Below are 10,080 nucleotides of genomic sequence, written 5' to 3' on the forward strand. Positions count from 1 at the left end.
ATATTAACATTTACGTGATCAGATCTGCTTTATATATAAAGTTATCAAGAAGAGCGCACAAGTAAGGTGCGAATCAAACACAAAGAGCACAACTCCAATAAAAACGCATAACAACAACGAGTTACACGACAATAACAACCACATTAACACTTGGTTACATATTTACTATGTCTTTCATTGGTAAGTGTTTCGCTAGTATGTCTAGATTATGAAATAACATATAATCAAATGGACTTGTCATAATCTGATAGAGGATTCATATAGAAACACTACGTTCAAATGTTTCAACCAGTGAACATAAGAACAGTTAGTTAAGTTTTTGCGCAGAATTATGGGAAAATCCTTAATCACTCGGTATAAATGTAATTAATGCGAAAGGCGATCTACGGAGAGAATGAAATCAATGCCTTTATCGCTTAATATACTCAACGATTTAAAACCAATACCAATGACCAATGACTCTTTAGGATATGTATGGAAGTAACGAACATAGAGCAAACGGAAGAAACCAACCTATTGACTGAGATATCAGTGGCCTACTACCAAGATGGCGCAACTCAAGAAGAGATATCTAAAAGGTTTGGTTTGTCTCGCGTAAAGATTGGTCGACTGCTAAAGCGAGCAAGAGACAAAGGCATCGTCGAAATCAAAGTGAAGTATCACCCTGTATTTGGTGCGAAACTCGAAGAGCAACTTAAAGAAAAGTTTGGTCTTAAGCGAGCGCTCATTGCCCTTGATCAACCGACAGAAGATGAACAACGTGTTCTATTGGCCGGTGTTGTGTCGACCTATCTATCCTCTACCTTAAAAGACGGGATGATCATTTCTATTGGTCAAGGACGTAACGTTTCTGCTGTTTCTGAGCATATCGGCGTGGTAAATCCAAAGAAGTGTACCTTTGTTTCCAGTATTGGCGGTATTCACCCTCGTGGAGGCATGCTTAACGCAGACCATATCTCTCGTCGTTTCGCTAAGACATTCGGTGGTGTGAGCGAAACACTCTATGCCCCTGCTCACATTCGCAACCCTGAGCTTCGTGCCGCTATTTTAGAAGATGAAACCGTTCAACAAACTATGGACATGGCCAAGAAGTCAGATGTTGCTTTAGTCGGTATCGGTGATCTTAATGAAAGTACCTATATGGTTAACTTAGGTTGGTTCTCAGTACAAGAGATGGTAGAAGCGCGTATTCAGCAAGGTGTTGTTGGAGAAGTGGGTGGTTATGATTTCTATGATATTAAAGGCGAAGTCCAAGATACTAAGATGAGTAATCGTGTCGTGGGGTTAACGATCAGTGATTATCAAAAAATCCCTCAGGTTATTGCTATAGCCTCTGAGAGCAGTAAACCACTCGCCATTCTTGGCGCACTTCGAACAGGAGCAATCGACGTTCTCGCAACCAGCGTTGCGAATGCTATTACCATTTTGAATCTAGAAGCTCAAAAGTAACGGCATTTATCGAGCATTGATGATTGGTTAAATTACAATAGATATAATAAAGGCGCTATCATCAGCGCCTTTATTTTGTCTTAATCGTTAGCGTCTTCATTTATACGGCCCAGGTTAGGCTTGTTGCTAACACGATTAGTGCAGTAACTGAGTACATTCCAACAATGGCAAGAACCTCTTTTACCTGACGACTCAGTACTTTACTAACCTGTTCTTTGCTATCAAGTACGTTTGTTTCTAATACTAGTGAGTTATTCATAAAATTCTCTCTCTGTTTATTCATCAATTCAATTAACTGGTTACATTATGCACTTAATCTCAAATGAGATCCAGATCACACTGTAATTAAATTACATTTTATGCAGATTATTTAAGCGTAAATATGCTATTCAGCCCGTCCCCTTCTGATTTTTATTCAATTTTCGTTTTAAAATTACACAAAATCGAGCGTTCACACTTTGTTACCTGATAACTGGTGATTATCAGCGATATAACTAGAACTGTTAAACCGGGGATGTATAATCCAAACCAAGTTAAAAAACACCGTTTTATTAGAAAGATTACTTGAGAGTCAACCATGAAAACTTTATTAAAAACTTCTTTAATCGCTGCTTTGTCTTTACCTCTTCTTACTGGTTGTGTAACTCCTGGTGAAGATGATCCAAATGCGGCAACTAAACAAGGCGCTGCGGGTGGAGCGCTACTCGGTTTAACTCTGGGTGCACTAACTGGCGAACCAGAACTGGCTGTTAAAGGCGCAATTGCAGGCGGTGTTGCAGGTGGGGTTGCAGGTTCAGCGGCTGATATGCAGAACAACCGTGAAAATATTCGCCATGACAGCCGTGATGAAGCAATTGCAAACATTGCTGCAGGAAACGGCAACCAAGGCACTACGCAAAACCAGAACTGGGATGAGCTAAACAACTTCGTTGGTGATTGGAATGTAGCGGTTCGTAACCATGTTACTGAAGCACAAGCTTTCGCTCCAATCTCAGCAACAGGAAAACTGGTTAAAACAACACAAGCTGATGTAGCTCTAACAAATGATGAAGGTGTCGACCTTATCGCTCAATTCTCATACTCACAAGAGCAAGGCTACCAGTTTGATTTCACAAACAATGCTAAACAAGTAACGGTTAACTTTGCAGGAGAGTTCCAACCTCAAGCAAACCGCTACCAGTTCTACCCTACTAATGTAAACGATGTGATTTACGAAGGTGTTGAGACTGGTGATATCCGCATCGAACTTGGTTTTGCAGGTACTAACGTTTGGATCATCGATACATACGCATACATCGACGGCAACGAAAAGAAGGTTCAAACTTTCCGTTTTAACAAAGTAAACTAAATCGAATTAGTTACCCACACGAATAGTTAAAAATGCGACCTTTAAATAAGGTCGCATTTTTTTCATCTAAAATCACACCCCTACTCCGTAACGATTTGAACTCAGTACACTATTTGCCCATTCAATAGCAAAATTGCTACGCACCGCATCTCGTTCTTTGATAAATTAGAATAGCTCTAAGCCTCTAATTTTTCTTAGAGGGATCATTAGCGTAAGGAGTTATCTATGAAGATTATTTTCCTGCATGGTCTCTACATGCATGGTGTTGCACTGCTCCCTTTGAGCCAGCGCCTCGATAAACTGGGTTACCACACTGACGTACTCAGCTATAACACTGTAAACATCAATTCAGAACACGTTTTCAAACAGATTGACACGCTATTAGACCCTTTCGAAACCAATGTGTTAGTTGGTCATAGCCTTGGTGGATTGATGATCAAACACTATCTTGCTAGCCGAACGCCCTGTAAAGCAAAAATATCTCATGTAATTGCGATTGGCTCTCCGATTCAAGGAGCGTCCATAGCTGAAAAGCTAACCGATCTAGGCTTTGGTGCGTTTTTGGGAAATTCAACCGAGCATGGTCTTGAGAAACATGAAGACAAATGGGAGTTTCCACAGAAACTGGGCTGCATTGCAGGAACACTTTCAATTGGTTTAAGGCCAATATTACTGGGAGGAGAGATGTTATCGGATGGAACAGTGACAGTCGAGGAGACAAAAATAGTGGGTATGGCAGATCATTTAACGATGAACAGCAACCATACCAGCTTGCTATACAGTAATTTTATACCGAATCAGATTGACCACTTTATTCAGTTCAACTGCTTTAAACAATCAGATAAAGCTAATGTAAGTTAAACTGGCAGTTATTAAAGGGGATATAAGAGCTAGTCATTACAACTTATCAATGTATTCAGCGCTATAGAAACCATCTTTCAAATCCACTTTCTTAATCGCAGAAGGTGATAGCTCATCGTTGTAGACAAACAAAACCCCTTTACTAACGACATAACAGTCACCTTTCGCATACTGGTTTGTCGAGCACTCTTCAAAGCCATAAGCAACCTTAGGAGGCGTCACTCCAAATGCCTGCTGAAGCACATGGGTAGTTTGTGCCACCGCTGAGAAAGAGACCAATAGATAAGCTGAAACAATAATTTTTTTCATTTTTCCCCTCTATTGCATATATATATGCAACAACGACAACAGTAAGGTAACGTATTTTGATAATAGATCTATATTTTCGAATCGTATTATAGATATATGCAATGCCATTACAAGCGATTGATTTCGGTTATCTTATACGTAGCACACGAATACAAAACGTTATCGGTGAACGACAGAAAGAATCTTGTGAATGAATGGGATAACCATAAAGAACGTCACTACAGATTTATCCAAGTAAGATGCTCCAAAATTAGCTGAATAAAAGCAGCAAAAACGGATGTGATCAGCGTTGTAACCAGTAACAGAGAAATGATGTTCATTTGCTTCTCACGACATAGATTAAATAGAATAGGAAAACCCGCCTTGCATGGACACAAGACGGTAAAACCCTAAGCGCCAACTTACTAACTCATCCATGAATCAGCCGGTTTTCATGAAGTACCTTGTTATCAATATAAGGTAATTCTGAAAACCCCTACCCTTAGATAGAAGGCCGCATTAAACGATTTGCTCCGACGTTGAACACATATCGTTAAGACTGTGCGCTTTGTATATCTCTCACAACCCTAGTGTATTCAATTATTTTGTATCTATTAAATTCCCACACCAATATACAGAATGGCAGACTGTATTGTTATAATGTTTGCTACACCTTTTACAAGCACCAATACGATAAAGGCTGCCTAAAGGCAGCCTTTTATATCCGTTCTGAGTTTTCAGATCGTATTTAAGTACTTATCAACTCTCTATCTTGCTCTGTGTTGGTTCTATGCCTTCGATTTTTGGTTCATCTTTAAAGCGAGCATGATATTCAATCATGAAGTCTTCACGGATCTGCTGCTCTAAATGCGAAGCTTGCTCGGTTGGGCAAAAAATCATGTAGTGCACAGACTGCTCGCCTGTTGGCAAACTGGTAATGTGGATGTGCGGCTCAGAACCAGGTAAATCCACACCAGCATGTTTTTCTATCACTATGTTGTAACGACGAGCGACTTCAATAAACTCTTCACAGTGTTTATCAATCTTCAGGATTAACCCATCGAGCATTGGGTAGAGGTTAACAAAGTCTTTCACCACGATTTCAAAGCTGTGATAAACGTAACGCTTCATGAAGTTGAGGTTCTTTACTGGATAGGTAAAGAACATGCTGTTGGGGAGTGTGGCGGTCTTTCCAGTGTAGTGGTATTGACCATGGTACAAATCAATCTCTTGAATGACCGTCGCCATTAGGTTGTGCTCTATGACTTCACCGCTGATCTTACCCACTTCAATCCAGTCGCCAATTCGAAAAGAGCGTGAACTTGCCCGTTGGATTGAACCTGTAAAACAGAGGATGATCTCTTTGGAAGCAACAACAATAGCCACCGCAATCGCCGTTACTGAAAGTGCAAACTCGGCAATCTCAGATTGCCACAGCATAAAAATGGAGATAACCAGAATGCCAAACGCTCCGTTCTTAGTGCGCGACATCCACTTTCGTTGGTCTTCTGTCAGAAATAGCTCTTCACCGCGAATGCCCGACAAGACAAGCCTTCGGATCATAATAATAGTCAAGAAGATCAAAGCACTGGTTAAGCCCTTGTGCTCTGCTAAAAATTCAATTACGAGGTACAACTGCTCCACCCACTACTCCTTATCAAGCAATTTATAAATGACAAAAAGCAGAGTATCATTACTCTGCTTTCAATTTACCTACCACTGCATAATTCTTACTTATTCGGAGGGTAGATCACCTTGTTTGAATACAACAAGTGCACGACGGTTTAATGCGTTCGCTTCTAATGTTTGTTCTTGTGTGACTAAGTTAAGCTCACCAAATGCCTTCACTTCCCAGACAAACTGGCTTGGGTCTAACTGAGTTTGGAGGTATTCTAATACAGCTTGGGCACGTTTCTCTGCTAGTTTTTCGTTATAACTCAATGAACCTTGCGCATCCGTATGCCCTGCGACCAAAATTCGACCATTCAAGTCTGTTAGGTTACCTACGAACTCATCTAAAGACGTTTTGTCTGTCTCTTTTAACTCATATTTGTCAAAGTCAAAGTGCGAGGTCATCGCGATAAAGACTTTACGCTCTGGTTCTGGAGGCGCACAGAAAGCATTTTCTTCTTGGGTTTGAGTCTGTTCAAATACAATATAAGCACGTCTATTTTGTGCATTAGCTTCCAGTGTCTGACCTTCTGCTATCGGCTTGTTTTCGCCGTAGTGTTTTAGCTCCCAATCGTAGCGCGTGCCATCCAATTTCGTTTGCATATACGACTGAACCGCTTCTGCTCGGCGCATTGAGAGCTTTTCATTGTAATCAGTACTGCCTTGATAATCGGTATGCGCGACAATAGCGATTTGCCCATGAAGGTGCTTAATGCTGCCGATCAACTGATCAATCGCTGCGTGGTCTTCTTGTTTAAACTCAGACTTATCAAAATCAAAATGCTCTGCAATCGCGATACGAATATCTCGTTCAGGGACAATACATTCACGGATCAAGAATTTCTCGACGTTCGGATCGCCAAACTTGTTCATATTCTCCTTGCTCACGTAGGTATCGCTCGAACAACCTGAAGCCAAAACAATAGCCGCAACACTTAGTCCTAGAAATATCGGTTTTATACTCATTACATTATGTCCTTATATCTTGCCGACTAAGTTTAAGAAGAAGCCTGTCGCGTCATAATCGTCATCGTTCGCTAAATTGCTATCAAAGCCTGAGAAGTTATAACCAACGCCGACTTTAAAGTTATCAGATAGGTGTTTATTGAATGATAGTAGTGCGCCGTGCTCCATCTCATCGTTCAAGGTGTCTGTTTTCCAGTGATACTCACCGGTCACATCCCACTCTTTCATGATATGATAAGACGCGCTTAGACCGTAAAGGTTGATATTGCTTTTAACCAATTCGTAAGCGCCTGACGCTCGTTCAAACGCTTCCGTTTTATCTTTATGAGCGTACTTAGCCCCGACATCCCAGTGTGCGTCAATGGAGTAAATGCCTTCAGCTTCAATGATGTGGCTCTGCTCATCAGAGTATTCAACATCACGATCCAATTGGTCATAGTCGACGATATAGGTGTAACGAGTTAATAGGTTGAGTCTGTCGTTATAGATAGGTCGATATGCCATACCGACTGACGCTTCAATAAATCTAGCCAGTGTTTCCGAAGTCTCTTTATTCTGTGATTTGGAGTAATTGTACTTACCAAACAGCGTGTACTCTTCCGTCAAATGCTGATTATAACGGTTAGTGGTAACGATTTGGTCGATACGTTTCTTATCGGTATCGACGTTTTCATTGCCTTTATCGACACGGTATTCAATTTTATGTTTTAGGCTTATATCGTCAATGTCGATGCCTGTATTAAATGATACAGATCGACGATAAGTAATCTCTTTAATTGCTGGATTTTCATCACTTGGCTGTTCTATTTCGCCCTGTTGGTAGCCGATACCGAAATCAACATCGTCGGTCATATCGTAACCAAAGCCAAACGAGTCGATGCGCCCTTTACCGTTATTCTCATCCACAAACTGATTTTCTTGATAGAAATCGACACTTGACGTTAAGTCAGCGCGTTGACCAACGATGACGTTGTTTTTGCCTTCATAGTTATCATCAAGGTACGTCACATAGGTGGAATAATCGTCTGTCACGTCATAGGTTGCTGTCGCTTCAGCAGCGGTTCCGCGATCGCCAGAGGTGTATTCCGCGCCCAGTTTGAAGTCTTCCAATACACGAACTTCACCACCGACACTTACACTGTCGTTATCATCATACTCTTGGGTTTGATCGACTGTGGTTTGCCCTTTGATGTACACATTGGTGTCATTGTCCCAGACATAATCAGCCCGCAGACCGAATAGTGAACCTTTACCTTTTTCATCTTCATTATTAAGTTCTTCAACCTGTTTACCTGCAGCTGAGAGCTTAATATTTTCAGTGAGTTTAAACTGCCCTTCCAGTTCAATTTGTTCACTATCAGTTTGCACTTCGCCATCAGTATCTTGTTCAAACATTGAGGTATAGCGCGTGGCAATACTCACTCGGTCAGTCGCTTGTAAACGTAGTTCTGTACCATACGACTCCTGCTCTAAATTGTCGCTTTGGCTTGCATAGCTATAGCCTGCATCTTTATTTTTATACCAAGCTTTTACATCGTTGCCGACAACAGAAAAGATATTTGGTGCAAGATCGTAGAGGTTCGCGACCGCTTTAACTTGAACTGAATCACCTTCCCGCTCTTCATTTGGCCCTGAACCAATTGGATCAAACGTTAAACCACCATCAAAGGAGACAAAATTGGAATCGGTTTGCTGACCTTTACTGGTCGCAAACTCGGCCTTGATGTAAGTGCCTTCGGTAGCACGAAGCGTAATGTCAGTACCATACGCTTCGTAGTCTTGATTGTCTTTCTCTTCAGTGGTGTAAGATGCACCAATACCAATGTAATCGTTCGCCCAACCTTTGACTCGTCCACCGTAAGCGAGTGCATCTCGTGCGTCTTTCCCTTGAGGGACGTATTCGTAATCTACCGCTAAAAAGTTGTCGTAGCCGTCACTTGGTGAGTCATCGATGACACTACCAAAGTTGTCTGAAATGATATTATTGAGCGGCTTGGTTAAGATAATGCGGCCTTGATAAGGATCGATCTCATAGTCACGCCCAGATTGCAGAGGTACTTCTTTTTCTACAATACCACTGTTCTTATTGCGAACGCTGATAAAGACCTTGTCACTACCGGGAACGACTTCACCATGGCGTAAGAAGTAAAGTGAACCACCTGTACCTAGAAACTCATCATGGGAATATAAGGTGTCAGCTTCTGAGGTGAATCCAACAATATTTAGACGATCTTCACCGTATTTAGTTGTTGCTCGGGTGCGGTAATCGGCTTTAAATCCGTAAAGGCTTCGGTTGTAATCGTTGTTATCTGTTCCTGTCAGCCCAGTATTGTAGTTCCCCCACAATACTTGAGACTTGTCGTATTCCAGATCGAAGTAAACTTTACCCTTGGTGTTCACCTCTTTGTGTATGTTCGCGCCATCGCCATAATCGCCATAGTAAAGCTCATCATCATCCTCGACGATATCAAATACTGTCGAACTGTCTGATGCAAATGGGTGTTTAAAGAGATCTTTTACTTGGCCCTCTTTACTATCAAAGTGAGTCGTTACTCTTAGTTTATCGCCAAATTTACCTTGCCCAAAATAAGCAATACGCCCTTGGTTATAGATATCTTCATGGTACTGATCATCAACGCCTAAAGCCCCTGTATTACCAGTGACTCGATTTTTACCCACGTAGAAATCGGCTAAGCCAGCTTGGGCATAGTAAGTGTCAGGAATTCGTACGTAAAGCTGGTAACGACGCTCATCGCCATTGTCAAAAATAACTTTGGTTGGGAAAAGGTAGGCATCCGCAGGTAAGAACTGTTCGGCGTACAACTCGCCATCTTCGATATCGAACTCATCTTCACCAATAATAACTTTATCGACGCCTTTAAGCCCAGTTCCCATGAACTTTGCCAGACCCGAATCGGTCGGAATATTATGACGCATTAACTGGGCGCGACCTAGGTGTCTGCCCTGTTCTTCTTCACCAACGTTTTTATCAATGCTCACTTCAGAATCAGCTCGCACAAGGTCCATAACACCAACCGTTGTGACGTCTAGGTTTCCATCTTTGTCCCAAACCTTTAAGCGAAACTGCAATTGCTGACCAACATTAAATTCATAATTCACATTGGTTTCACCATCCCAACTGACATCGAAATCATTTGCCAGCTCTTCACCCTCTAATACAGCAAGTGGCTCTGAGAGGCTTCGATCTTGACCTCGGAAAACTTCAATCTGGTATTTCGAAATGTAATAGCTGTAGTTGGTAGTGATGGTAAAGCTTACTTCATCAAGCAGCTTTCCTTCTTCCACTTCCAGTTCGTCACCAATGCTGACATCGAGCACTGGATTAAAACGAGTGATATCACGGCTTGCCCAAATAGCACCCTCTTCAAGATAGATACGTGAGCTATCTTCTTGCTCGTGAGCCACGACCTCTATCTCCATAGAGTCTGAGTCGATGACTTCTAAACCACTGGTGTCCTTAGCCGTAACAAGCATAG

General features: G+C 41.7%; 8 protein-coding genes. 3 read left to right on the plus strand and 5 right to left on the minus strand.

The window, feature by feature from the left end:
• Positions 1–474 precede the first annotated feature (474 nt).
• Positions 475–1,449 (plus strand): sugar-binding transcriptional regulator, encoded by a 975-nt coding sequence (locus L4D20_RS05655; protein ID WP_428800566.1) that lies wholly within the window; start codon positions 475–477, stop codon positions 1,447–1,449.
• A gap of 100 nt (positions 1,450–1,549) precedes the next feature.
• Here L4D20_RS05655 and L4D20_RS05660 read toward each other — a convergent pair whose 3' ends face one another.
• A complete protein-coding gene (locus tag L4D20_RS05660; protein WP_428800567.1) occupies positions 1,550–1,708 on the minus strand; it encodes a hypothetical protein in 159 nt (52 codons plus the stop codon).
• Between the two features lie 318 nt (positions 1,709–2,026).
• On the opposite strand from L4D20_RS05660, the gene L4D20_RS05665 reads away from it, so the two are divergent.
• Together L4D20_RS05665 and L4D20_RS05670 are read left to right on the plus strand one after the other, a co-directional pair.
• Positions 2,027–2,797 carry a YMGG-like glycine zipper-containing protein gene (locus tag L4D20_RS05665; RefSeq protein WP_428800568.1) on the plus strand — a complete coding sequence of 257 codons (771 nt, stop codon included), beginning with the start codon at positions 2,027–2,029 and terminating at the stop codon, positions 2,795–2,797.
• Between the two features lie 225 nt (positions 2,798–3,022).
• A complete protein-coding gene (locus L4D20_RS05670; RefSeq protein WP_428800569.1) occupies positions 3,023–3,658 on the plus strand; it encodes an esterase/lipase family protein in 636 nt (211 codons plus the stop codon).
• 36 nt (positions 3,659–3,694) lie between these two features.
• Here the strand turns inward: L4D20_RS05670 and L4D20_RS05675 are convergent, their stop codons facing one another.
• From L4D20_RS05675 to L4D20_RS05690, 4 genes are all read right to left on the minus strand, one after another.
• On the minus strand, positions 3,695–3,967 hold the full coding sequence (locus tag L4D20_RS05675; RefSeq protein WP_428800570.1) for a hypothetical protein: 273 nt from the start codon (positions 3,965–3,967) through the stop codon (positions 3,695–3,697).
• Positions 3,968–4,705: 738 nt separating this feature from the next.
• A complete protein-coding gene (locus L4D20_RS05680; protein WP_428800571.1) occupies positions 4,706–5,590 on the minus strand; it encodes a mechanosensitive ion channel family protein in 885 nt (294 codons plus the stop codon).
• Between the two features lie 90 nt (positions 5,591–5,680).
• Positions 5,681–6,583, minus strand: coding sequence for an OmpA family protein (locus tag L4D20_RS05685; RefSeq protein WP_428800572.1), 903 nt, complete (start codon positions 6,581–6,583; stop codon positions 5,681–5,683).
• A 12-nt stretch (positions 6,584–6,595) separates the two neighbouring features.
• A complete protein-coding gene (locus L4D20_RS05690) occupies positions 6,596–10,078 on the minus strand; it encodes a hypothetical protein (RefSeq protein WP_428800768.1) in 3,483 nt (1,160 codons plus the stop codon).
• Positions 10,079–10,080 lie beyond the last annotated feature (2 nt).

The organism is Vibrio kyushuensis (assembly GCF_050337325.1).
Classification (GTDB): domain Bacteria; phylum Pseudomonadota; class Gammaproteobacteria; order Enterobacterales; family Vibrionaceae; genus Vibrio; species Vibrio kyushuensis.

Excerpts from the sequence above, each read along its gene's own strand:
- L4D20_RS05670 (WP_428800569.1), top strand. The coding sequence starts at position 3,023 with ATGAAGATTATTTTCCTGCATGGTCTCTACATGCATGGTGTTGCACTG.
- L4D20_RS05675 (WP_428800570.1), bottom strand. The coding sequence starts at position 3,967 with ATGAAAAAAATTATTGTTTCAGCTTATCTATTGGTCTCTTTCTCAGCG.
- L4D20_RS05685 (WP_428800572.1), bottom strand. The coding sequence starts at position 6,583 with ATGAGTATAAAACCGATATTTCTAGGACTAAGTGTTGCGGCTATTGTT.
- L4D20_RS05690 (WP_428800768.1), bottom strand. The coding sequence starts at position 10,078 with ATGCTTGTTACGGCTAAGGACACCAGTGGTTTAGAAGTCATCGACTCA.
- L4D20_RS05660 (WP_428800567.1), bottom strand. The coding sequence starts at position 1,708 with ATGAATAACTCACTAGTATTAGAAACAAACGTACTTGATAGCAAAGAA.
- L4D20_RS05665 (WP_428800568.1), top strand. The coding sequence starts at position 2,027 with ATGAAAACTTTATTAAAAACTTCTTTAATCGCTGCTTTGTCTTTACCT.
- L4D20_RS05655 (WP_428800566.1), top strand. The coding sequence starts at position 475 with ATGGAAGTAACGAACATAGAGCAAACGGAAGAAACCAACCTATTGACT.